Below are 24,687 nucleotides of genomic sequence, written 5' to 3' on the forward strand. Positions count from 1 at the left end.
TACCATACTGCTTGTCGTTAAAAAAGCAAAGCGTCAGAAGCTCTGCGCTCGACAACTTCACTACTATTCGTGCTTAGCAGAAGTTGATGCTATTTGAGTGGGGTCCGCTATGATTTTTGGTTCCCTGAGCCATTCGCGCCAAATCGCGACCAGCAACGCCATTAATACAGGGCCGACAAATAAACCCACCATACCCATAGTTTTCACTCCACCTATTAAACCAAAAAAAGTGGGTAAAAAGGGCAATTTGACTGGGCCACCCACTAGTGTAGGCCGAATGGTTTTGTCGACAATAAAAAGCTCAATGCTGCCCCATAAAAACAAGCCAACGCCTGCGGTTAAATCGCCGGTGCCAATCAGATAAATCGAAATCAAGCTAAATGACAAGGGCGCACCGCCCGGAATAAGGGCCATAAAACCAGTTAACACGCCAAAAGCCACAGGGGAAGGGACGCCGGCAATCCAGTAGGCAACACCTAACACAACTCCTTCGCCTATAGCGATAATGGTCATACCTATAACAGTGGAGCTGACCGTCGCAGGCACAACGCGGGAAAAACGGTTCCAGCGGTCTGGTAATATACGTTCGCCGACAGTATCCAGCTGCCAGGCTAACCTTTCACCGTCTTTGTACAGAAAAAACAGCGTGATTAACATAAATAACAGCGTTAGCATAAAGCCTGCTGTGGTCCAGCCAAAATTCAGCACCCATTTAGAAATGCCACCTATTTGTTCACCGCTGACCAGACTGACCACTTGTCCCAACTGGTGAGGCTCGCCTAAGTAGATTTGCCAATAGCCAGCTAAGGTGTCACCGATACCGGGCAAGGCTTTAAGCCATTCAGGTACTGCAGCGCCATGTTCATTGGCATATTTCAGCCATTCTATCCAGGCTTTGATCTCTTCCATCGCATAGCTGAATACCAGAGCCAGCGGGATCACCAGACCTAATACGATAGCAACAATAGCGACGCTAGCTGCTAAGGTGGAATTGTTGCGGCAATAGTTCAGTAAGTGGCGATACAAAGGCCAACTGGCAAAGCAGATAATCAGAGCTGCCAGCACAGGCACCAGAAAACCGATAAAAAAGAATACTCCTGCACCTAGTATTACCAGCAATAAGGCTCTGCTAATGGCGTCGTTACTAAAAATTTGTGGCATCTGTAACTTTTCCTTTCGCCTGTTATGGCTTTTTACTACGAGTCGTCTTCTGGGTTGGCTGGGTCGACCCCCGGGCTTTGCAAACTGCACTCTATTAAATAGGGGCAGTCGAGCACAAAGGCAATCTTTTTCAGATGCAATTGCTCCTGCTGGAGATCAGCGACCAATAATGGCTGTTGTTCCAGCCATGCTTTGGGTAGTTGCAGGCACAACTGTTGATTTTGGCCTTGAGCTTTGAGCTCGGGTAAAAAATCGTCACGGCGTTTTTGATTCAGTAAAACGGCCAGCCGCAGCAGCACCAGTAAGGACACGACTGTGCTTGTGTTGTACAAATAAAATTGCGACAAATCTTCGCTTTTAATTTTGCGGCGGTGAGAGCGGACTAAGGTCGCAAGCAACTGCTGCTGTTCCTGGTTAAAGCCGGGCAAATTGGCATTTTTTAAAATATAAGACGAGTGACGCTGCACGCTGGAGGAATTGATGTGTAAACCAATTTCATAAACAGTGGCAGCCCAACTGAGTAAATCGGCCATTTCATCTGTTAAGTTCCAGCTGGTGCGTAACTGAGCAAACAATTCCAGTGCGGTCCTGCGCACTCTATCGGCCTGAGCTGTGTCTATGCTATATCTTTTGATGAGGCTTTGAATGGTATGCTCGCGAATATCGTGATGATGCAGACGATCGCTCATCTCATACAGCACACCTTCACGAAGTGCGGCATCGACATAATACATTTGCAAGATACCAAGCATATTAAAAGCCGCGATCAGAATAGCTAAGCCTGAGCAAATCAATAACTTACGATCGTCGGCTAAACCAGGTAAATCCAGCTGCAGACTATTTTCCTGAGCGACTAATAAGTCTTTTAATTGCAACAGGTGTTCAAGCTCAATACAGACCGGATGCCAGCCTAACCCCACAATAATATCGCGGATGGTTTTTATCGTGCCGGATGTACCGACGACTTGTTGCCAGCCGGTTTCACGGTAGGCCGAGACTATAGGCTCCAGTTCCTGCTCAGCTTGCAGAATAGCCCGTTCAAACTTCTTATTACTGATCCGGCCATTGGGGAAATGCAGTTGCGCATAGCTGACACAGCCCATATTGCGACTGGCCAGTTTCAATGGCTGAAAACCTTCGCCTATCGCAAACTCAGTGCTACCGCCGCCTATATCCATCACCAGACGCCTGCCCTGATAATGTTCAAAATGCGCCACACCCTGATAAATAAAACGTGCTTCTTCCTGACCTGAAATCACTTCAATAGGGAAGGGGAATATCGCCTGAGCCCGGCGTAAAAACATAGCGCTGTTTTTAGCCCGTCTTAAGGTATAAGTGGCAATCACCCGCACTGATTCAGTGGGGACAGGCTTTAAAGTGTCGGCAAACTGAGTCAGCACAGCAAGACCACGCAACATGGCTTCTTCGGTCAGCAGTAAATCCTCTGTTAAACCCTCTGCCAGCTGCACTTTTTGTTTTTCGCGGTGTAGTAGTTGTAAAGCACCGTCGACAACACGGGCTATGACCATATGAAAACTGTTGGAACCTAAATCAACAGCTGCCATATAGTTGGCGTTTGAGGTATCTGCGCTGGAGTCCGCGCTAGTCCAATGGGTCATGTTCCGGCCTAAGTGGATTGCTGCAACACAGCAAAGTAGTCATAGATTTCCTGTTGGGAGCGAATGCTACGCTTATTGCCTCTTTTTACATAGTGGTTGCTTTGATCTTTATCAATAATCCGCGCCTTGACGTTGTCATGCCACTGGATATCCAGTGTGGTCAGAATTTGCTGCTTAATAGCTGCATCGTAAATAGGCACACCCACTTCGACCCGTTGATCCAGATTTCGTGTCATCCAGTCGGCGGAGGAGATATACAAGTCCGTTTCGCCGCCATTGTTAAATACATAAACCCGGGCATGCTCAAGGAATCTGTCCAGGACACTTGTGACATGAATATTGTCGCTCAAGCCTTTAATACCAGGGATCAGCGAACACATACCGCGCACCATAATACGGATCTTCACTCCTGCCATACTGGCTTTATAGAGTAAATCTATGATCTGGTTATCCACCAGATTATTGATTTTCAGCGTAATTTCGGCTTTTCGACCAGAAGTAGCAAAACTGGTTTCACGTTCTATCAAGGCACTCAGTTTAGGCCGGCTCCAGGTTGGAGAGACAATCAAATGGTTAAATTGGAACGGCTTGTAGCTGTACTGAATAAACTCAAACACCTGATCCACTTCGTCACAAATTTCGCTATGGCAGGTGAACAAGCTCATATCTGTATAAATACGTGCTGTTTTTTCGTTAAAGTTACCTGTGCCTACATGAGCAAACTTCTGAGTTTTGCCTTTTTCCTGCCGGGTGATTAAACACAGCTTGGAGTGAATTTTTAAGGTCTGCAGACCAAAGATCACTTCAATACCTGCTTCTGTCATGCGTCGTGCCCAGTTGATGTTGTTTTCTTCATCAAAACGGGCTTTTAACTCGACGACCACTGTGACCTGTTTGCCGTTGCGCACTGCATCCAGCAAAGAGTGGATCACCCGGGAGTTTTTAGCGACACGGTACATGGTCATTTTAATACTGGTGACTTTGGGGTCAAAAGAAGCCTGACGCACCCATTCCGTGAAATAACCAAAACTGTGATAAGGGTAGTACAACAAGATATCTGAAGTACGGATCGCTTCAAAACTGGTGGTGTGGCGTTCAAATTCCGGGCTTTTTAATACCGGCATAGGCGGAAATTCTAAAGACGGATGGCCAATATTTGGAAAGCCGATAAAGTCTTTAAAGTTGCGGTATTTACCACCTGGAATTAAGGAATCGTAAGAGCTGTAGCCGAGCAGCTTTTTCAACATTTTCAGCATATGTTCTGGCATATGGCTGTCATACACCATACGAACAGGCTCAGACTTTAAGCGTTGTTTAATGCCTTTGGACATCTTGTCAATCAAAGACTGATCCAGTGTGTCACTGATATTGTATTCGGCGTCACGGGTCAGCTTCAGTGAGAAGGCCTGAATTTCACAGAAGTCAAAAAAGCCAATAAACAAATCTTTTAAGCAGTGCACTATGATGTCGTCGAGCAAAATAATCTGCCGGCGATAGCGGCCTTTCTTTTTGCTTTTGTTTAAATGCAGCGGCAGTTCAACAAAACGTGACATCGCATCGGTAGGCACCTGCACTATGGCGTATTCGGCTTTGTTGGCTCCCGTCATCTCGACCATCAGATAGGTGGCGTTATCTTCTAAATGCTTGGCGAGTTTGACTTCTTCCGCTGATAAAATAATGGGTGATAAATGCCGCTGTATTTCGCTGCGATAGAAACTTCTGGCCCACTGCGCCTGAGCATCGGTCAGTTTAAAGTTATCAATTAACTCAATATTGTGTTTACGCAGTTCCTGCTGTAAGTCGTCATAAATTTTGTTAAAACGCTCACCCATATGCAGCACTATATTCTGAATATCGTGCAGTAACTGTTCAGCGTCTTCCTGCTCGTCAGCATGGTATTTTTTTAGCAGGATACGGCGTTTGACATCCGCGACCCGAACCCGAAAAAACTCATCCATGTTGTTGGAGTAAATACCTAAAAAGCGTAATCGCTCAATCAACGGGTTACGCTCATCCGCAGCTTCTTGCAGCACTCGGCCATTAAAAGACAGCCAGCTTAATTCTCGGGGAAAATAATTCGTATCGCTCACAGTATGTATTAGCTCTGTAATGACCATAACGCGCTCCTGATCGGGTATAGGAGCTACTCTATGGCAGTTTTATGACAGACTGATGAAAGGATCAATAGCCTTGATCCTTTATATACAGGAATATTTCTTACAGCCTGTTAATGCTCAACATCAACTACGACGTCAGAGGCTATCGCTTCCAGAGCTTTCACCACTTCATCTTTATTGAGTCCTGCAGGCAGTTGAACTGTAGCTATGGCGTGAAACAAAGGCACACCCCAGTTTGGAGCACTTTGTTTGGAGCTTTCAAAATGAGTGATATTGGCGCCTTTGTGTTTGATCACGCTGGATAACTCGCGCACTATGCCCGGTCTGTCATTGCCAGTAATAACAAATTGCAGCTGTTTATCCGGATGTATTTCTGAATCCAGACCTTGCTGAATTTTAATATCCAGATCAGACATGCGTTCTAATTCTGTTGTTAACCCAAACAAATGTTCTTCAGGCACTTCAAGTTGCAATATACCAGCGAAATATCCACCCAAATGACTCAAGTTACTGGCCATCCAATTACCCTGATGGCTGGCAATCACAGTGGCGAGTTGTTCTACTAAACCTGCTTTATCTTGACCTATAACGGTTAAAATTAACTGCTTCATACAACCTTACTCCCGGAAACGGCGGAAAACTGATAAAAATGCAAAACATTTATGAAAAAACAGTGAGTTAGCCAGATTTGGCTTACCCCATTGTAGCCCTCTGGCTAGTTTTTTACAGTCAAGTCGTCGCAATTCTTCAGACAATTTCAAAAAAACTGATGCAGCTCAAAAGATGTTCTTTTGTTTCGTCATATTAGTGTCATATTTCTTTCTTATGATGAGTCTCAGAAAACAACCTGAACCACGAGCAGACATGTCGTCTGTTGTGAGGAGAGCAACGTGAAAGTAGCAAAGTTATTAACTTCATTAAGTTTGATCGCAGCCAGTTTAGGCCTGACCGCTCAGGCGGCCATTATCGAAGCCGATCCTAAATTACCTGCTTATGTGAAAGCCACAGGTGTTTCAGGCAATATTTCCAGCATAGGTTCTGATACGTTAAACAACCTGATGACTAAATGGGCTGAAGAATTCCGTAAACAATACCCGAACGTGAATATTCAAATCCAGGGCGCTGGTTCTTCCACTGCTCCTACCGCCTTAACTGAAGGCACATCAAACTTTGGCCCTATGAGCCGTGCGATGAAGCCATCAGAAGTGCAGGATTTCGAAGCTAAGTACGGTTATAAGCCAATGGCTATTCCAGTCGCTATCGATTTGTTAGCTGTCTACGTTAACAAGGACAATCCGCTAAAAGGTCTGACTATTGCTCAGGTCGACGCTATTTTCTCTGCAACTCGTAAATGTGGTTATAAAGAAGATGTGACTCGTTGGGGTCAATTAGGTATGGAAGGCGCTTGGGCAAACCGTGATTTCACTATGTACAGTCGTAATGCGGTGTCTGGTACTTATGGTTACTTTAAAGATGTGGCGCTGTGTGGCGGCGACTTTAAATCCAGCATTAACGAACAGCCAGGTTCTGCTTCAGTAGTTCAGGGCATTAGTGAATCTATCAACGGTATCGGCTACTCAGGTATCGGTTATATCACATCAAGCGTGCGTGCTTTACCTTTAGCGAAAAAAGAAGGCGAGCCGTTTTATGCACCCAATGCAGACCACGCTTTAGATGGTAAATACCCGTTATCACGTTTCCTGTATGTTTATGTCAACAAGCATCCAAACAAAGAAATGCTGCCTTTAGAGCGTGAATTTGTTCGCTTCGTATTGTCGAAAAATGGTCAGGACGTAGTTGCGCACGACGGTTATGTGCCGGTACCGGCGACAGTGGCTGCGAAAGCTCTGGCTGATTTAGGCATTAAATAAGTTGTATTGATTAAAACAAGGCACCTTCTGGGTGCCTTGTTTTTTCTATTAAAAACAATAATTTGATTTATTTCTACCTGACTTGTTTTGTGTCATTTATATGACAGAAAACCACTCTGTAATATTTCCGTCATAAAACTCTACTATAGTTGCCAGCATCTTAAAGTAACTGGTGGTATCGCAACTATGCACTCAACCCATCCAAGTCAGCAGTCTGTCGGTGATTCTCCGCGTTCTTTGCTGCCAACTGGTGAACGTCGGGCCCGATTACGGCGCTGGCGTGCTATTAAAGATAAAATCTCCAAATATGGCATCAGCTTTGCCGGCATCAGTGTGGTGCTGGCTTTTGCCACTATATTTGTTTATCTGTTTTCTGAAGTAGGGCCTTTGTTTTCTTCCGCTTCAGTAGAACAGAAAACCAGCTATCAAAGCCCTGCTGCACAACCGCTGCATAGCAGTATTGAGCGCTACGGTGAGGTGGGATTAACAGTCAGCTCAGATGCGAAGTTGCAGTTTTTTAACGCTGAAACGGGTGAAATAAAGCAACAAGTTCAACTGGCTTTACCCGCTGGCGCCACAGTGACTGCCTTTGGTAAAGCAGACCCACGTACTGGCACTATTATTTTAGGTTTATCCAATGGCCAGGCATTAATTGCTAAGCACGAGTATCTGCTGAGTTATCCTAATGACAAACGGCAGGTGAATCCAAAGGTCAGTTATCCATTAGGCGAAGCGCCGCTGCAGGTCGATGCGCAAGGCCAGGCTCTGGTGGCTGTTGCGATACAGGAAAAAGATGAAACCGGATGTTGAGTGCTTATACGGCTGATGGTCGTTTAGTCTTGTCGAATATGGTGGCAGAAACTGTATTCCTGACCGGCGAAACGACCGTAGTGCGCACGGATTATACGTTGCCAGACTCGCCGAAATCTGCCAGTAAAATTCTGATCGATAATACCTTTCAGAATTTGTTTGTTGCTGATAGCCAAGGTCAAATCCATTATTACGCTATTAACAACCCACAAGAAGCGCGTTTAGTCCAAAGTGTGAATGCAGTGCCTTCAGGTGCACAAATCACCGCTATGGAGTTTCTGGTCGGTACTGTGTCCTTGGTGGTGGGCTCCTCTACAGGTGAATTAAGCCAGTGGTTTTTAGTGCGGGATCAGCACAACAACTTTGACTTAAAACAAATCCGCGATTTTGAGAAGCACCCCGGTGCCATCACTCAAATTGATTCTGAGTACTCCCGTAAAGGTTTTATGGCCATAGATGATAAAGGTCATTTAGGTATTCATTACGGCACTTCAGCCCGCACTTTGTTTTTAGAAAGCTTTGATGATGGCTTGGTGGCAAAACAAATTGCTATATCGCCTATCAATACTAATTTCCTGATGCTGGACGACAAAGGTCAGATGCACAAGTTTGAGCTGGAAAATGCTCATCCGGATGTATCCTATACTGCGCTATGGAATGAAGTTTGGTACGAAGGCCGTGATGAAGGCAAATACATTTGGCAGGCCTCTGCGGGTTCTGATGAATTTGAAGCCAAAATGAGCATGGTGCCGCTGGCGATAGGTACGCTAAAAGCTGCCTTTTTTGCCATGTTATTTGCGACACCACTTGCCATCATGAGCGCGATTTATGTCGCCTACTTTATGACGCCAGTGCTACGCGGTAAGGTCAAACCAACCATCGAAATTATGGCTGCTTTACCCACCGTCATTCTGGGATTCCTGGCTGGTTTATGGCTGGCGCCCTTTATTGAAGAGTATCTAAGTGCTGTATTTGCCATTCTGCTTCTGATGCCATTTATGATGCTGGCAGCCGCGTACTTATGGCGTTATATGCCGGAATCTGTCCGTAACCGTTTCGGTTTAGGCTGGGAAGCAGCCTTTTTAGTGCCAGTTATTATTTTGTTTGGTTATCTGGCGATTAGCGCCAGCCCAATGATTGATAACACTTTCTTTGATGGCAGCTTACGTCAGTGGTTTACCGACAACGGCATTAATTATGACCAGCGTAATGCGCTGATTGTAGGGATTGCCATGGGTTTTGCGGTGATTCCAAATATCTTCTCCATTGCCGAAGATGCGATTTTTAACGTACCTCGCCATTTAACTCAGGGCTCATTGGCTTTAGGCGCAACGCCATGGCAAACCATGGTCGGTGTTGTGTTACCTACAGCAAGCCCTGGTGTATTTGCTGCTGTGATGGTGGGCTTTGGCCGCGCCGTGGGTGAAACTATGATCGTATTAATGGCCACAGGCAACAGCCCGGTGGTGAACTTCAATATCTTTGAAGGTATGCGTACGTTATCCGCCAATATTGCGGTTGAACTGCCTGAAACCGCAGTAGGCAGCACGCACTTCCGGGTATTGTTCCTGGCAGCATTGGTGCTTTTCGTCTTTACCTTTGTTTTTAATACCCTCGCCGAAGTGATACGGCAGCGTTTACGTCAACGCTTCAGCAATCTGTAATTAAGGGGCACTTTGATGAAATCTTTATTTGGCGTAACAGCCTGGTTCAGATCAGGGACTCCCTGGATTTGGTTAAACGCCGGTGCCATCGCCCTGTGTCTGGTGATGGTGGTGGGTGTGTTAGGTTTGATTGTAGTGCGTGGTGGCAGTCATTTCTGGCCTGCAGATTTGCAGCAAACGGAATGGGCACCAGAATCAGGCCAGAAAAAAACCATTATGGGTGAGTTGGTGCGTGCTGAGACAGTGTCCGCTGTGATGCTGCGTGAATCGGGCGCGACAGTGCCGGCAGAACTGGAGTCTGTCACCCGTTATCTGGTGAAAGTAGGTAACCGTGATGTCTACGGCCGCGACTTTTCCTGGTATATGGATTATGAGATCAGTGGTTGGACCGTGCCAGAAGGTGCTATTGCACTGGAGCGCCGTGAACGCGGTAACTTTTATGGTTTTCCGTTAAAGCTGACCGAAGGGGATAAGCTGATTGCAGAAGGTGTGGCTATGTGGCCGGAGCTGATGCAACGGGTTGAGCGTGCGAACGCTATCTTTCAACAAATGAAAGATATCGAAAAAAATGACATCAGCCGTATCAACAATCAGATTGAGAAGTTGCGTTTAACCGAGCGTCGTCTGGTGTTGGAGCAAGTCTCAGAAGCTGAACTGGCTGAGTTTAAAGCTCAGGCTGCTGCTGAAAACAAAGTATTGAGCGATGAATACGAAGTGATCCAGCAAAAACTGGATCAACTACGCGCAGAGTCCAACCGTGACACCTTGATAGCGCGCACAGCTGAAGGGCGTGAAGTGACTATTTCGCTGGCAAATATTGTGAACGCCTATGCACCTAACGATATGTCGGTCTGGCAAAAAACCAGACATTATTTCAGTGGTATAGCAGGTTTTCTGACAGAAGAGCCGCGTGAAGCTAATACTGAAGGTGGTATTTTCCCGGCCATTTTTGGTACTGTCACCATGGTGATTTTAATGGCTATTATCGTTACGCCTTTTGGTGTACTGGCCGCTATTTACCTTCGCGAATATGCCAAACAAGGGCCACTTCTGAAGATCATCCGGATTTCGGTCTATAATCTGGCTGGTGTACCTTCTATTGTTTATGGTGTCTTTGGTTTAGGTTTCTTTGTTTACATCATGGGCGGCAGCATAGACCAGCTGTTTTACCCTGAAGCTTTGCCAAGCCCGACTTTTGGTACTCCGGGTTTATTCTGGGCTTCATTAACGCTGGCCTTGTTAACTCTGCCCGTAGTGATTGTCTCCACCGAAGAAGGCTTGTCCCGTATTCCAAGTACTATTCGTATGGGTAGTCTGGCGCTGGGCGCGACTAAATCTGAAACTTTATGGAAAGTGGTAGTGCCGCTGGCGACTCCGGCTATGATGACAGGTTTAATTTTAGCTGTGGCCCGTGCTGCAGGTGAGGTAGCGCCGTTGATGCTGGTTGGGGTAGTGAAGTTAGCTCCGACTTTGCCTATAGATGGCAACTTTCCGTTTATTCATTTAGACCAAAAGATCATGCACTTAGGTTTCCATGTGTTTGATGTGGGTTTCCAGAGTCCAAACGTCGAAGCCTCGCGCCCTTTGCTCTATGCCACTGCGCTGGTTCTGGTGTTATTGATTGTGGTGCTGAATATGGCGGCTATTTATATGCGTAACAGATTACGTGAAAAATACCGCAGCGATACAGATTAGAACGCGACGGGCCTGGATGGCAGGCCTTGTATGCTAAGCCAATTTCACAGACCAAATTCATAGAATGGTAACGAAGATGAATCAAGATAAATTAACAGCTCCACCGGTAGAAACCGAATTGAAATTATCGGATGAAAAAATCAAACTTCAGGTTAATGATCTGAAATTGTATTACGGTGATGCACTGGCGTTAAAAAGCGTCAATATGACAATACCGGAGAAGCGTGTCACAGCTTTTATCGGTCCTTCAGGCTGCGGTAAGTCGACTTTATTACGTTGTTTTAACCGGATGAATGATTTAGTGGATATCTGCCGTATTGAAGGTGAGATTTTAATGGATAGCCAGAATATCTACGACCCGAAAGTGGACGTAGCTGAGCTGCGCCGTCAGGTTGGTATGGTGTTCCAGAAGCCGAATCCTTTTCCAAAAAGTATTTATGAGAACGTAGCCTATGGCCTGCGTCTGCAAGGCGTCAAAGACAAACGTATTCTGGATGAAGTGGTAGAAACTTCACTCAAAGGGGCCGCCTTGTGGAATGAAGTGAAAGATCGTCTGCATGACAACGCTTTTGGTCTGTCCGGTGGTCAGCAGCAACGTCTGGTGATCGCCCGCGCTATTGCGATTGAACCAGAAGTCTTGTTGCTGGATGAACCCGCTTCAGCTTTGGACCCTATTTCTACACTGAAAATTGAAGAGCTGATTTATGAGCTGAAAGATAAATACACTATTGTGATTGTTACCCACAATATGCAACAGGCTGCCCGGGTATCCGACTATACTGCCTTTATGTATATGGGTGATTTAATTGAGTTTGATGCCACCAATAAGATGTTTACCAATCCATCGCAGCAACAAACTGAAGATTACATCACAGGTCGTTTTGGTTAATTAATTAAAGTCATATCCAAAGTAATTGCAGTAGCCGCAAGGTTAAACTGAACGAGAAATGCAAGAGCTTGGGTATTGGAGGGGAAAGCGATGGATAAAATGAATTTAACGAAGCACATTTCCAGCCAGTTCAACGAAGAAATTGAGCAGGTTCGTAACCATGTGATGGCAATGGGCGGTTTAATTGAGCAGCAACTGGCTGACGCTTTAAATGCAATTGCCAGTAGTGATGCTGAATTAGCCCGTCAGGTGATTGCCAATGATTTAAAGGTCAACGACTGGGAAATTAAAATCGACCACGAGTGCACCCGAATTATTGCCAAGCGCCAACCAGCGGCCAGCGATTTGCGTCTGATTATGGCGATCGTCAAAACTATTTCTGATTTAGAACGTATCGGCGACGAAGCTGAGCGTATTGCTAAAGTGGCGTTGGAGTCCTTTAACAGCGCTCAGCAAGACTTATTGGTCAATTTGGACAATATGGGCCGCCATGTCGCCCAAATGTTGCATGATGTGTTGGATGCTTTTGCGCGTATGGACGTAGAAGCAGCTTTAGCTGTGCACCGTGAAGATAAAAAAGTGGACCGTGAATACGAAGCCATCACCCGTCAGCTGATGACTTATATGATGGAGGATCCACGTTCTATCCCTAAGATCATGAATGTATTGTGGTCTGCTCGTTCGATGGAGCGTATTGGCGATCGCTGTAAGAACGTTGCGGAATACATTGTCTTTTTGGTCAAAGGCAAAGACGTGCGTCATGCTGATGATGAAAGACTAGAGCAAGACGCCCGTAGTTAAAAATTTCCCCATAAATCTGTCATAAAAGCCTGATAAAAACTATGTTTTATCAGGCTTTTCTTATTACTGCTGTTTAAGACGTTTTTATTACATCTTGATTGCAGTACAATGCGCGCCGGTTTTCATTAACTCAACAGCAAGAGGCACACTTATGCCAAATCACTTTTTGGCGGTTTTTGCGAAATCACCAATCAAGCCTTTAGAAGAACACATCAAAAAGGTATTTGATGCCAGCCTGTTATTACTGCCATTTTTCGATGCAGTATTTTTAAAAGACTGGGAAAAAGCGGCTGAAGTTCGCAAAGCACTTGTAGCGTTAGAAAAGGATGCTGACAAATTAAAACGTGATATCCGTGTGCATTTGCCACGTGGATTATTTTTACCTGTCGACAGAACGGATCTGCTGGAACTGGTATCGCAACAAGATAAAATTGCGAACAAAGCCAAAGATATTACTGGTCGTGTTTTAGGTCGCGAATTAGAAATTCCTATGCCTATTCAGGTGGAGTTTAAGGCCTATTTACAGCGTTGTATCGACGCCGTTGAATTAGCCTGTGAAGCCATTAACGAACTGGACGAACTGCTGGAAACGGGTTTCCGTGGCCGTGAAGTAGAGTTGGTGATCAAAATGGTAGAACGTATTGACGAAATTGAACATGACACCGATCAGTTGCAAATCAGTCTGCGCAAATTTGTCCGTAAAGCAGAAGCCGAAATGAATCCGGTTGATGTGATGTTTCTGTACCGTACTTTGGAGTGGGTTGGCGATTTAGCTGATTCAGCGTTAAAAGTAGGTTCACGACTCGAAATCATGTTAGCCCGTTAATTCTTAAGGTAATTCAACGATGGAAATTATTTCTCAATACGGCTTATTGCTGATTATTATTGCCGCTGTATTTGGCTTTATTATGGCCTATGGTGTTGGGGCGAATGACGTAGCCAACGCTATGGGGACTTCAGTAGGCTCTAAAGCTTTAACTCTGAAACAAGCTCTGATTATTGCCGCTATTTTTGAAGCGGCCGGTGCCTGGTTAGCAGGTGGTGAAGTGACATCCACTATCCGCAGCGGCATAGTCGATGCGGAAGCTTTTAAAGCTGTACCAGAACTTTTAGTGTACGGCATGATTGCTTCTTTATTGGCGGCTGGTACCTGGTTATTGGTCGCTACTCATTTTGGCTGGCCTGTGTCTACAACACATTCTATTGTTGGCGCTATCATTGGTTTTGCCTCTGTTGGCGTAGGCATGGAATACGTGCACTGGGATGAGGTGACAAGCATAGTTGGTAGTTGGGTCGTGACACCTTTACTTTCTGGTATTCTGGCTTATCTGATTTTTATGAGCGCTCAGCGCTTGATTTTTGATACAGATAAACCTTTGGAAGCGGCAAAAAAGTACGTACCTTTTTATATGTTTTTCGCCGCTTTTATCATGGCTTTTGTCACAGTCAGTAAAGGTTTAAAACACGTAGGTTTGAACCTGTCTACTTCTGAAGGTTTGCTGGTCTGTTTTGGTATTGCCTTGTCCGTAGCGTTGATTGGTAAATTTGCGATCAGCCGTCTGAAAATCGATCCTGAAGCTGATAAGGAAATGCATTTTAATAACGTAGAGCGTATCTTCGGTATTCTGATGATTTTCACTGCCTGTTGCATGGCTTTCGCTCATGGTTCAAACGATGTTGCTAATGCAATAGGACCTCTGGCTGCCGTAGTAGGTATTATCCAGTCCGGCGGTCAGATCCTGGATAAAGTAGCATTAGACTGGTGGATCCTTCCTTTAGGGGCTGTAGGTATAGTAATAGGTCTGGCAACTTTGGGTGCTAAAGTGATCCGCACTATAGGCGAAAACATCACCCACCTGACGCCAAGCCGTGGTTTTGCTGCTGAAATTGCAGCGGCCAGTACAGTGGTCATTGCCTCAGGTATAGGTTTGCCTATCTCTACCACCCAAACTCTGGTGGGTGCTGTATTAGGTGTAGGTATGGCCCGCGGTATAGCGGCGTTGAATCTGGGCGTGATCCGTAACATCTTTGTATCTTGGGTTGTTACTTTGCCTGTAGGCGCGGGTTTAGCTATCGTATTTTTCTACATCATCAAGGCGATATTTGGCGCTTAATGCCATTGTTTGCCTTTCTGAGGATCCCGGCTTATCGCCGGGATTTTTTTATCTCCATAGAGGGGCATAATGCCGCAACTGTTGGCCATGCTTTATCGGGCTTCGTCGCATAGCTCAGAGCTATGGCTTTGCTTTTTCGGTATTATTCGATTAAATTGGTTTTAACTAAGCTTAATCATCGGAATAAAAGATGAAACGTGTTCCCAGTATCAAACAACTGCAGTACCTTTTGGCATTGCATGAGCATCAGCATTTCGGCCGAGCAGCTGAAGCTTGTTATATAGGCCAGTCCACTTTAAGTGCCGCTATTGCTAACCTGGAAGAGACAATGAATGCGCAACTGCTGGAGCGTGATCATAAGACTTTTATTTTTACCCCTTTGGGGGAAGATGTCGTACGCCAGGCTCGTTATATAGTGGAACAATGCGAGGAGCTGACTGAGTTTGCCAAATGTCAGGGCAAGCCAATGGCAGGACCTTTGCGTTTAGGTTGTATTCCAACTATTGCTCCCTTTGTACTGAGTGAAGTGATGGCTTTAGCGCGTGAGCGTTTTCCTGAACTGCAATTATTACTGCGCGAAGACACGACAGAGAACTCGTTACAGTCGTTAATTGAAGGCCGGTTGGATCTCGTGCTGTTAGCTTTGCCCTATGACACTGGCACTTTACACACCGAAGTGCTGGCACAAGATCCTTTTAAACTTGTGCTGCACAAAGACTGGCTGGAGCGTGGTTTTCAGCAGGACATCAGCCAGTGGCCGGATGAAAGTATTTTCCTGCTGGAGCGGGAGCACTGCATGACAGGTCATGCAGTGAAGGCTTGTGAGCTGGATGATAACCGTAAAGTAAATCCGTTTTTCGCTACCAGTCTGCATACCTTAAGTCAGATGGTAAACAACAAGCTGGGTGTGACTTTTATGCCACAGATGGCAATTAACAGCGGTTTACTGCGAGGCACTGAGTTGGTGGCGCAGAAGCCAGGTTCAGGTCAGGCGTATAGGGATATTGGCGTGGCCTGGCGTCCAACCTCCAGTAGCTACGCAGTTATCGTCAGATGGCGCAGTTAATTACTGAAGTACTGCAACAAAAATGCAGTGACTAACGCTTAATCTGGTCTAGGTAAGGTCAGTTGGGGATAGCGGCGATAAAAAGTTTTCAACTGACCTGTTTTATATAACTCACTAAAACGTTGATCCCAGATAGTTTTAAACGCCAGACCTGCTTCATTATCGGCAAAAGCCAGATAAATAGGGTCTCGTAGTAACTCCTTGTATAGAAGAGGCTGCAGTTTGATTGGTGTTTCACCTTGCAGGTATTGCAACAGCTCACTTTTTTCCGCCAGATAGATATCTACCCGCCGATTTTTTACCAGCTCCAGTCCTTGTTTAATATCCGGCACCTCATAACCTTTTTCAGTTAACCCCAGCACTAAATGTAAATCGTAGGCCAGATCCCAAGCCAGTTTATAATGCTGCAGTTTGGTCAGTTCTGGTGTGGTTGTATGAGATGGGTTGTAAATGGCTACTATTAAATCAGTGTCAAAAGGCTGTTCTGACAGCACTAATGCATTGTGCTGCCGGGGAGATTTATACGCTGACAGTCCCGGCACCATATGATATTTGCCTTGTTGCACCAGTGCTATGGCGCGGCTGTAATTACTGAAATGCCAGACCAGCTGAGTCTGTTCTTTTTGGTAAATAAAACGGAACAAATCAGCGTAAGCACCACTGCTGTCGGCATTGGTAAAGCCTGGCCAGACAGGCGTGCTGATATGAAGTTCAACCGGTGCCTTTGGCTCGGCAAAAACAGTGTGTGAGACTAAAAAACTAAACAGCAGCAAGTGCAGGTAATTATTCATACTGAGGAGTCTCTGGTTTTTCCAAAGCTTAGCTGAAAATTTCGTGCTCAGTGTCAGCTGGGAAAAACAGCTTGTGTTGAAAAAAACATCTTTGTAGACTGCACGCCGCGCTGTAAAAGCGCTTTGGATGTCGGCATCAAAGCCGATGGGATAAAGTTTGTCGGTAAAGCGGACTAGATAACATGCAAGTAAAAGATTTTTCCTTTGAGCTGCCAGAGCAGCTGATCGCTCGTTTTCCTAAGGCTGAACGTTCCAGCAGTCGTTTATTAAAAATGCAGCGCCAGACAGGTGAGTTATCCCATCTGGTGTTCACTGATTTGGTAGCACAACTCAACAGCGGTGATTTATTGGTATTTAACAATACCCGAGTCATACCAGCCCGTTTATTTGGTCAAAAAGAATCAGGCGGTAAAGTTGAAATTCTGCTTGAGCGTGTACTGGATAGTCAGCGCTTTTTAGCTCATGTGCGCGCCAGTAAAGCACCAAAGCCAGATACTATTATTCTGGTCGATGACAACACAAAGCTAAAAATGCTGCAGCGCCATGACACCTTATTTGAGCTGGAGTTGTTGGGTGATGAACCTTTGCTTGGGATGCTGGACAGATTGGGGCATATGCCACTGCCGCCTTACATAGACCGACCTGACAGCGACGAAGATAAACAGCGGTATCAGACTGTCTATAACCAGAAACCCGGTGCTGTCGCGGCACCCACTGCTGGTTTGCATTTTGATGAGCCATTGTTAGCTGCTTTAAAAGCTAAAGGTGTAGAGTTTGCTTATGTCACTTTGCATGTCGGGGCTGGTACTTTTCAGCCGGTACGGGTGGATAATGTACTGGATCATCAGATGCACGCGGAGTACATCGAAGTGGATCAGGCAGTGGTGGACGCCATTCACGCCTGTAAAGCCCGCGGTAACCGAGTAGTAGCTGTAGGTACTACTTCGGTGCGCTCGCTTGAATCTGCCGCTCAAATTGCATTACAGCAAGGCAAGGCATTACAGCCTTACAGCGGCGATACCAAAATTTTTATTTACCCTGGTTATCAGTTTCAGGTCATTGATGGTTTGATCACCAACTTCCATCTGCCGGAGTCCACTCTGATTATGCTGGTCAGTGCTTTTAGTCAAAAAGACTATGTGATGCGGGCCTATCAAACCGCCATAGAGCAAGAATATCGTTTTTATTCTTACGGCGATGCGATGCTTATTCTCTAAATTCGTCACAAGGCAGATCCCGCTTTAAGGGTGGGGTTTGGCCTTTTGTTCTGCTACAATCGTGCGCGAAAAAAGCCGGACTGTTTTTCTGGCAGAGACTGAGGTAGCACGTGAAATTTGAATTGTTAAAAACCGACGGCAAGGCCCGTCGTGGTCGTCTCGTATTCGAGCGCGGCATTGTTGAAACTCCTGCATTTATGCCTGTGGGCACTTATGGCACAGTCAAAGGTATGACGCCTGAAGAGCTGGAAGCGACGGGTGCACAAATCTGTTTAGGTAATACTTTCCACTTAATGCTGCGCCCAGGCACAGAAATCATCAAAAAACACGGTGATTTGCATGATTTTATGCACTGGCACAAACCTATTCTGACGGATTCTGGTGGTTTCCAGGTATTCAGCTTGGGTGAACTGCGTAAAATCAAAGAAGAAGGTGTGACTTTCCGTTCACCACTCAATGGCGAAAAAATTATGTTAACACCTGAGCGCTCCATGCAGGTGCAACGTGATTTAGGCTCAGACATCGTGATGATTTTTGATGAATGTACGCCATACCCGGCGACAGAGCAGCAAGCGAAAAAATCAATGGAAATGTCATTGCGCTGGGCTAAGCGCAGTAAAGATGAACATGGCGATAATCCGGCAGCGCTCTTTGGTATTATTCAGGGCGGTATGTATCCGAATTTGCGGGATATCTCGTTACAAGGTTTGGAAGAAATTGGCTTTGATGGTTATGCCATAGGCGGTTTATCCGTAGGTGAGCCGAAAGAGGATATGATTAACATCCTTAATCACACTACTGGCCAGATGCCACAGCACAAGCCACGTTACTTAATGGGTGTGGGTAAACCTGAAGATATAGTGGAAGCGGTACGCCGCGGTATTGATATGTTCGATTGTGTGATGCCAACCCGCAATGCCCGTAATGGTCATTTGTTTGTCAGCACTGGTGTGATTAAGATCCGTAACGCTAAACACAAAGACGACACCTCAACTTTAGATGCAGAATGTGATTGCTACACTTGTAAAAATTATTCTCGGTCATATCTACACCATCTGGACAGATGCAATGAGATTTTGGGCGCTCGCTTGAATACCATCCATAACTTGCATCATTATCAGAAGTTAATGCAAGGCTTACGTGCAGCTATAGCTGAACAAAAGCTGGAAGATTTTGTGGCTGAGTTTTACCAGAAACGGGGTATGGATATACCGCCGCTGGAAGATAGCCTGACAGAACAATAAGAGTTCATTTTTAATTTTTTCATTTAAAACTTTAGGGGACATGTAATGAGTTTATTTATTTCCAATGCGTATGCTAATACTCCCGCTGCTGCACCTGCTGGTGGTGGTTGGGATTTACTGATTATGCTGGTGGCTTTTGGTCTGATCTTCTACTTCCTGATTTACCGTCCACAAGCTAAACGTGTCAAAGAGCATAAAAATCTGATGGCTGCTTTAGGTAAAGGTGATGAAGTCTTAACACAAGGTGGCTTAGTGGGTCGGATCGCTAAAATCGCAGAAGATAAAGATTTTGTTGCTATCGCATTAAACGACAGCACTGAAGTCACAGTGCAGAAGTCTGCTATCGCTGCCGTACTGCCGAAAGGCACGATGAAATCACTGTAAAAGGATTTTAATGTGTTAAACCAGAATTCTATCTGGCGGTACTTATTGGTGATCATCGTTCTGGGCGTCAGCATGCTGTACGCCCTGCCGAATCTGTATCCCAATGACCCGTCCTTACAAATCAATGCAACCCGTGGTGCTGATGTTACTCAGCAAACTGTGGAACAGCTGCAAAAAGCTTTTACACAACAAGGTTTAACACCGAAGTCAGCTGTATTGGAAAAAGGCCAGGTGCTGGTTCGTTTTTTAAATACAGAAGATCAGTTAAAAGCCCGTGAAGTAGCTAATGACATCTTGGGCGACAACTTCGTTACGGCGTTAAATCTGGCTCCGGCTACACCGGCCTGGCTGGATGCTATAGGTGCAGCCCCGATGAAATTGGGTCTGGATTTACGTGGTGGTGTGCATTTCCTGATGGAAGTGGACATGAAAACTGCGATGGAAAAAAACGTTAACGATTTAGTGCTGCTCTACCGCACAGATTTACGTGAAGCCAAAGTGCGTTACCGTGCAGTGACTGCCGATGTGCCTAATTTAAAGGTCAACCTGAGTTTCCGTAGTGCTGAAGATTTAGCTGCCGCTAAAACCTTGTTAAGCGGTAAAGACCGCGATATGACTTTTACCGAAGCTGATGATCTGACCTTGGTGGCTGCTTTTAGTGAAATCAAAATCAAAGCATTACGTGAAGATGCAGTGGCACAAAACATCACCATCATCCGCAACCGCGTCAATGCCATTGGTGTGGCAGAACCTTTAGTGCAGCGCCAGGGCGCTGAGCGTATCGTGGTCCAATTGCCCGGTGTGCAGGATACAGCTCGCGCCAAAGAAATTTTAGGTGCAACGGCCACTCTTGAATTTCGTATGGTAGATGAAGCTGGTGATTTACAAAGTGCGATAGACGGTCGGGTGCCGCCTAATGCACAGTTGTATAACGATCGTCAGGGTCGTCCAGTATTGCTGCAAAAACGAGTGATGCTGACAGGTAACCACATTATTGGTGCCAATAGTAGCTTCGACGAGTATAGCCGTCCTCAGGTGAATATCGATTTAGATGCCAAAGGGGGGAATACCTTCTCGCAAGCCACTAAAGAAGCTATTGGTAAGCAAATGGCCACTGTATTCATTGAATACAAGCCTACGGACAAAAAAGACGCCCAAGGCCGCACTATTCTTGAGAAAAAAGAAGAAGTAATTAACGTCGCCACTATTCAGGCTCGTTTAGGCCGCAGTTTCCGTATTACAGGTGTAGACAGCCCGGCTGAAGCGCAAAATTTGGCGCTGTTATTACGTGCCGGTGCTTTGATTGCTCCCATTCAAATTGTAGAAGAACGTACTATAGGCCCGAGCTTGGGTCAGGAAAACATAGAGCTGGGTACTAACGCTATTATGTGGGGTATGTTGTTGACAGTAATCTTTATGGCAATTTACTACAAAGGCGTTGGTATGGTGGCGAACCTTGCTTTGGCCTGTAACGTAGTGTTGCTAATAGGCGTGTTGTCTATGGTGCCTGGCGCTACTCTGACTTTACCTGGTATGGCGGGTATCCTGTTGACCATAGGTATGGCAATTGATGCTAACGTACTGATCAACGAGCGTATTCGGGAAGAGCTTGCGAATGGTCGTTCTGTGCAGCAAGCTATTCATGAAGGTTATAACAGAGCTTTTGCTACTATTACCGATTCCAACATTACTACTTTCTTAGTGGCGATTATCCTGTTTGGTTTAGGTTCTGGCCCGGTGAAAGGTTTTGCTGTGACTTTAGCCTTGGGTATTATCACCTCTATCTTTACCGCTGTGACCGTGTCCAGATTGTTTGTTAATCTGATCTGGGGTGGCCGTAAAGTTGAAAAGTTACCTATATAAGGAATTATGATGAAGTTTCTTGATTTTAAAGAACCGCTCAATTTTATGCGTTTCAAATCGCCGGCCATCATACTTTCTTTGTTGTTGGTACTGGGGTCCTTGTTCAGTATCTTTACTAAAGGTATTAACTTTGGTCTGGATTTTACCGGCGGTATAGTGGTAGAGGCAGGCTTTGAGCAACAAGCAGATTTGCCAAAAATCCGTACTGCTTTAGCTGCTGATGGCTTTCCGGATGCGATAGTACAATATTTTGGTACATCAACTGAAGTGATGATCCGTATTGCACCACGGGCTGATGTTGATCAGGCAGTTGTAGGCGAACAGATCATTAAGTCTATTCAAAAAGTGGAAAAAGGCGAAGTCACCAAGCGTCGCGTTGAACAGGTGAGTGCTTCAGTCGGTGACGAGCTGAAAGATGACGGTATGTTGGCTTTGTTGGCCTCTTTTATCGGCATTATGATGTATGTCGCCTTCCGCTTTGAATGGCGTTATTCAGTAGGTGCTGTGCTTGCGTTAATTCACGATGTGATAGTGACTATGGGGATGTTCTCAATTACCGGAATGGAGTTTGATCTCACCGTGCTGGCAGCTTTGTTAGCCTTGGTCGGTTATTCCATCAACGATACTATAGTGGTATTCGACCGTATCCGTGAGATGTTCCGTAAGTTGCGTGAAGCCACAGTCGAAGAGACAGTGAACGATGCTATTACCTCTACACTGAGCCGTACTACTATTACGTCAGGCACTACCGCTTTGTCACTGGTGGCGCTGTTTTATTTAGGCGGCCCATTGTTGCATGGTTTCGCTGCCGCTTTATTGTTTGGTATTGCCATTGGTACTTATTCTTCAATTTACGTAGCAAGTTCTATTGCTGTGTTACTAGGTGCAAGCCGCGAAGATTTGTTACCTGAAGTGATTGAAAAAGAAGGTGAGAATACGCCCTCGCTTTAACTGTCTTTGAGCAATCTGATAAAGGCCGGTTTCCGGCCTTTATTTTTTGTAGCAGAAAAAATATTTCGCCCTGCATAAGTTGTCCGCTTATTATCTGTACTTTTATTTTCTATCTTTTTGATTTTATTTGGTTTATTTAATTCTCGTTCTCCTCCTTTGCATAGTTATGCAGTTTTTAGTCAAAAGTATCTGATTAAAGATGAAGGAAAACTGCATGCTTTATCATTTTGCCTTTCTCTGGTCTGATCAGTCTGGTTTTAGCCCTTGGCGCTCTAAGTAAAACTTGTTATAACAGACGTATAGAGCTTTGTTGTTGAAGTTTTCAGCAGTCTACTTCGGACAGGTTTACCCTACAAAAACACCTGACGGAACAGAGAAAACATCAGCCTGAGTTCTGCTAATCAGCGACTTGTTACTGGTACGATCTGAAAATTAGTGGTTCTAAAGAATGGTGTTGCTCTTTAGAATGAGCCACCTTTTGGGTTGCACCACAACTCATAGCAAATAAAAGAAAATAGCCCACAGGGCATACTTACCTACTCATGGAACCTCTACCTATGTCAGATTTTCGAGAACAGGCGCTGAAGTATCACGCCGAGCCTAAACCGGGCAAAATCAGTATTGAAATCAGTAAAGCTGCTGAAACAGTCAAAGATCTCGCGTTGGCGTACAGTCCAGGTGTGGCTGAACCTGTGCGTGAAATTGCCAATAATATAGACGATGTTTATAAATACACCGGCAAAGGTAATCTGGTGGCTGTCATTAGTAATGGCACCGCTATTTTAGGTTTAGGTAACTTAGGCCCTATGGCATCCAAGCCGGTGATGGAAGGCAAAGCCTTATTATTCAAGCGTTTTGCTGGCCTTGATTCTATAGATATAGAAGTCACGCATCGTACTACGGAAGAATTTATCAACACAGTGGCCAATATCGCCGACACCTTCGGTGGTATTAATCTGGAAGATATTAAGTCGCCTGAGTGTTTTGAGATTGAAAAAGAGCTAATAAAACGCTGCAATATTCCGGTTTTTCACGATGATCAGCACGGCACAGCTATTGTGACAGCTGCAGGTTTATTGAATGCGCTGGAAATTCAGGGCAAAGACATCAGTAAAGTGGTTATTGTTTGTTTAGGCGCAGGTGCAGCGGCTATTGCCTGTATGGAGCTACTGATAAAATGTGGTGCGAAACGCGAACATATTTATATGCTCGACACTAAGGGCGTGATCCATACCCGTCGTAACGATTTAAATCAATACAAAGAGCTGTTTGCCAATAACACTGACAAGCGCACACTGGAAGATGCAATGGATGGCGCTGATGTATTTGTTGGTGTGTCTGGACCTGATGCCTTGCCCGCTGAAACCTTAAAGTTGATGGCCGATAAACCGGTGATTTTCGCCTGTTCGAATCCGGATCCAGAAATTAAACCTGAACTGGCTCATGCCCAGCGTAGCGATTTAATTATGGCAACGGGTCGTTCGGATTACCCGAACCAGGTTAATAACGTCTTGTGTTTCCCCTTTATCTTCCGTGGTGCTTTGGACGTGCGTGCCAAAGTGATTAATGATGAGATGAAACTGGCAGCAGTGCAGGCGATTCGTGCTATTGCTAAAGAGCCAGTATCTCAGGCTGTGTTAACAGCTGCCCAAGTAGATAAACTGGAGTTTGGTGCTCAGTATATTATTCCAAAGCCAATGGACCCTCGGTTGTTATCCCGCGTCGCCCGCGCTGTAGCAGAAGCTGCTGTGGCATCTGGAGTGGCGCGTTTGCCAATGCCTGAAAATTATATGCGGTAATACCCTTCGTACTTGAAGCTGCAGCTTTGTTGACTGCGCTCGCTCGCCCCAGTCACATAGGTCAACTATGCTCCTGGGGTCTCACGCTCTTGTCGCCTCCCTGCAACTCCAATTACTTTGGTTATACTTAGATTTATACGTGGGGCCAGAGTCGAAACTCTGGCCCTTTTTAATTACTCTTCGTCTGAATCCGCTTCCTGGATCACAGGAATTGGTTTACCCATACTGGTTAAAATGTTACGCACTTCCACTGGGATCTGATGTGGGTTGTCTTTGCGTAAGTCTTCATCTGCCGGCAAAGGCTGGCCAGTGAAGGCATGCAAAAACGCTTCACATAATAATTCGCTATTGGTGGCATGACGCAGGTTATTCACCTGGCGGCGGGTTCTTTCATCTGTTAACACTTTCAAAACGTTCAACGGGATTGAGACTGTAATCTTTTTCACCTGTTCGGACTTCTTTCCGTGTTCCGCATAAGGGTGAACATACTCACCATTCCACTTTGCCATAGGGATACCTTGATTGAATTTAGTTATGTGGTCTGCTGACCTTTTCTACGTTGTCGCGCACGTAAACGTAATTGGGCGAAATTTTACTTCTTTATACCCCCGAGTACAAACTCTGCGCAAGA

At 45.4% G+C, this 24,687-nt stretch carries 20 protein-coding genes and 1 pseudogene; 15 read left to right on the plus strand and 6 right to left on the minus strand.

Translation table 11 applies throughout. The features are described from left to right. Positions 1 to 63: 63 nt before the first annotated feature. The 4 genes from WH43_RS09295 to WH43_RS09310 form a co-directional block, all read right to left on the minus strand. Entirely contained in the window at positions 64 to 1,161 is a 1,098-nt protein-coding gene (locus WH43_RS09295; RefSeq protein ID WP_053424336.1) for an AI-2E family transporter, read from the minus strand. Between the two features lie 35 nt (positions 1,162 to 1,196). Beyond that, complete coding sequence (locus WH43_RS09300) at positions 1,197 to 2,780, minus strand: Ppx/GppA phosphatase family protein (RefSeq protein WP_053424337.1); 1,584 nt, start codon at positions 2,778 to 2,780, stop codon at positions 1,197 to 1,199. An 8-nt stretch (positions 2,781 to 2,788) separates the two neighbouring features. Further along, positions 2,789 to 4,897, minus strand: coding sequence for a polyphosphate kinase 1 (gene ppk1 / locus WH43_RS09305; protein WP_053424338.1), 2,109 nt, complete (start codon positions 4,895 to 4,897; stop codon positions 2,789 to 2,791). 110 nt (positions 4,898 to 5,007) lie between these two features. After that, complete coding sequence (locus WH43_RS09310; protein WP_053424339.1) at positions 5,008 to 5,508, minus strand: glycine cleavage system transcriptional repressor; 501 nt, start codon at positions 5,506 to 5,508, stop codon at positions 5,008 to 5,010. A gap of 279 nt (positions 5,509 to 5,787) precedes the next feature. On the opposite strand from WH43_RS09310, the gene WH43_RS09315 reads away from it, so the two are divergent. The 9 genes and pseudogenes from WH43_RS09315 (at position 5,788) to WH43_RS09350 (ending at position 15,807) form a co-directional block, all read left to right on the plus strand. Beyond that, positions 5,788 to 6,768, plus strand: coding sequence for a PstS family phosphate ABC transporter substrate-binding protein (locus WH43_RS09315; protein WP_053424340.1), 981 nt, complete (start codon positions 5,788 to 5,790; stop codon positions 6,766 to 6,768). Between the two features lie 186 nt (positions 6,769 to 6,954). Next, positions 6,955 to 7,578: a hypothetical protein gene (locus WH43_RS21195; RefSeq protein ID WP_502694035.1), complete on the plus strand. Its 624-nt coding sequence runs from the start codon at positions 6,955 to 6,957 to the stop codon at positions 7,576 to 7,578. Between the two features lie 620 nt (positions 7,579 to 8,198). Next, positions 8,199 to 9,242 (plus strand): annotated as a pseudogene (locus tag WH43_RS21200) (ABC transporter permease subunit); the annotation flags it as partial. A 15-nt stretch (positions 9,243 to 9,257) separates the two neighbouring features. Further along, positions 9,258 to 10,937 carry a phosphate ABC transporter permease PstA gene (gene pstA, locus WH43_RS09325; protein ID WP_053424341.1) on the plus strand — a complete coding sequence of 560 codons (1,680 nt, stop codon included), beginning with the start codon at positions 9,258 to 9,260 and terminating at the stop codon, positions 10,935 to 10,937. Between the two features lie 76 nt (positions 10,938 to 11,013). Beyond that, complete coding sequence (gene pstB / locus WH43_RS09330; protein ID WP_221411401.1) at positions 11,014 to 11,826, plus strand: phosphate ABC transporter ATP-binding protein PstB; 813 nt, start codon at positions 11,014 to 11,016, stop codon at positions 11,824 to 11,826. Between the two features lie 90 nt (positions 11,827 to 11,916). Beyond that, positions 11,917 to 12,627: a phosphate signaling complex protein PhoU gene (gene phoU, locus WH43_RS09335; protein WP_053424343.1), complete on the plus strand. Its 711-nt coding sequence runs from the start codon at positions 11,917 to 11,919 to the stop codon at positions 12,625 to 12,627. A 151-nt stretch (positions 12,628 to 12,778) separates the two neighbouring features. Then, positions 12,779 to 13,453 (plus strand): TIGR00153 family protein, encoded by a 675-nt coding sequence (locus tag WH43_RS09340; protein WP_053424344.1) that lies wholly within the window; start codon positions 12,779 to 12,781, stop codon positions 13,451 to 13,453. Positions 13,454 to 13,472: 19 nt separating this feature from the next. Continuing rightward, a complete protein-coding gene (locus WH43_RS09345) occupies positions 13,473 to 14,741 on the plus strand; it encodes an inorganic phosphate transporter (RefSeq protein ID WP_053424345.1) in 1,269 nt (422 codons plus the stop codon). A 190-nt stretch (positions 14,742 to 14,931) separates the two neighbouring features. After that, positions 14,932 to 15,807 (plus strand): hydrogen peroxide-inducible genes activator, encoded by an 876-nt coding sequence (locus WH43_RS09350; RefSeq protein WP_286049619.1) that lies wholly within the window; start codon positions 14,932 to 14,934, stop codon positions 15,805 to 15,807. A 38-nt stretch (positions 15,808 to 15,845) separates the two neighbouring features. Here the strand turns inward: WH43_RS09350 and WH43_RS09355 are convergent, their stop codons facing one another. Next, positions 15,846 to 16,598, minus strand: coding sequence for a substrate-binding periplasmic protein (locus tag WH43_RS09355; RefSeq protein ID WP_053424346.1), 753 nt, complete (start codon positions 16,596 to 16,598; stop codon positions 15,846 to 15,848). Between the two features lie 182 nt (positions 16,599 to 16,780). On the opposite strand from WH43_RS09355, the gene queA reads away from it, so the two are divergent. The 6 genes from queA to WH43_RS09385 all read left to right on the plus strand — a co-directional run bounded on the left by queA (position 16,781) and on the right by WH43_RS09385 (position 24,056). Further along, on the plus strand, positions 16,781 to 17,815 hold the full coding sequence (queA, locus tag WH43_RS09360) for a tRNA preQ1(34) S-adenosylmethionine ribosyltransferase-isomerase QueA (RefSeq protein ID WP_053424347.1): 1,035 nt from the start codon (positions 16,781 to 16,783) through the stop codon (positions 17,813 to 17,815). A gap of 110 nt (positions 17,816 to 17,925) precedes the next feature. Further along, the gene (gene tgt / locus WH43_RS09365; RefSeq protein WP_053424348.1) at positions 17,926 to 19,059 is read left to right on the plus strand and encodes a tRNA guanosine(34) transglycosylase Tgt; all 1,134 of its coding nucleotides are present in this window, start codon (positions 17,926 to 17,928) and stop codon (positions 19,057 to 19,059) included. 45 nt (positions 19,060 to 19,104) lie between these two features. Then, on the plus strand, positions 19,105 to 19,443 hold the full coding sequence (gene yajC, locus WH43_RS09370; protein ID WP_053424349.1) for a preprotein translocase subunit YajC: 339 nt from the start codon (positions 19,105 to 19,107) through the stop codon (positions 19,441 to 19,443). A gap of 12 nt (positions 19,444 to 19,455) precedes the next feature. Further along, positions 19,456 to 21,306 carry a protein translocase subunit SecD gene (gene secD, locus WH43_RS09375; protein WP_053424350.1) on the plus strand — a complete coding sequence of 617 codons (1,851 nt, stop codon included), beginning with the start codon at positions 19,456 to 19,458 and terminating at the stop codon, positions 21,304 to 21,306. Positions 21,307 to 21,315: 9 nt separating this feature from the next. Beyond that, complete coding sequence (gene secF, locus WH43_RS09380; protein WP_053424351.1) at positions 21,316 to 22,257, plus strand: protein translocase subunit SecF; 942 nt, start codon at positions 21,316 to 21,318, stop codon at positions 22,255 to 22,257. 557 nt (positions 22,258 to 22,814) lie between these two features. After that, positions 22,815 to 24,056, plus strand: a complete 1,242-nt coding sequence (locus WH43_RS09385; RefSeq protein ID WP_053424352.1) for a malic enzyme-like NAD(P)-binding protein — start codon at positions 22,815 to 22,817, stop codon at positions 24,054 to 24,056. Between the two features lie 173 nt (positions 24,057 to 24,229). Here WH43_RS09385 and metJ read toward each other — a convergent pair whose 3' ends face one another. Next, complete coding sequence (metJ, locus tag WH43_RS09390; protein WP_008900448.1) at positions 24,230 to 24,565, minus strand: met regulon transcriptional regulator MetJ; 336 nt, start codon at positions 24,563 to 24,565, stop codon at positions 24,230 to 24,232. Positions 24,566 to 24,687 lie beyond the last annotated feature (122 nt).

Source organism: Rheinheimera sp. KL1 (assembly GCF_001275035.1).
Taxonomy (GTDB): Bacteria; Pseudomonadota; Gammaproteobacteria; order Enterobacterales; family Alteromonadaceae; genus Pararheinheimera; species Pararheinheimera tangshanensis.